The 235-nt window shown below is 65.5% G+C and carries 1 protein-coding gene; it reads right to left on the bottom strand.

Translation table 11 applies throughout. The annotated features are described in order from the left end of the window. On the bottom strand, positions 1–235 hold a 235-nt coding region (gene rpsI, locus SB764_RS44710), incomplete at both ends, for a 30S ribosomal protein S9 (protein ID WP_410867399.1).

The raw sequence follows: 235 nt of genomic DNA, 5'->3' as shown, positions 1-235 counted from the left end.
CGGCTGTCGCGGGTCAGGAAGCCACCCTTCTTCAGAACGGAGCGCAGGCCCGGTTCGAAGTAGGTGAGGGCCTTGGACAGACCGTGACGAACGGCACCGGCCTGACCGGACAGACCACCCCCGGCACCGGTGGCGATGATGTCGAACTGACCTGCGCGGGCAGCGGCGACGATCGGCTGCTGAAGGATCATCTGCAGAACCGGACGTGCGAAATACGCGGTGAAATCGCGGCCGT

The sequence above is a fragment of the Paraburkholderia sp. SIMBA_027 genome (genome assembly GCF_046535315.1).
Classification (GTDB): domain Bacteria; phylum Pseudomonadota; class Gammaproteobacteria; order Burkholderiales; family Burkholderiaceae; genus Paraburkholderia; species Paraburkholderia tropica.
This window is presented reverse-complemented; position numbering and strand designations above follow the sequence as displayed.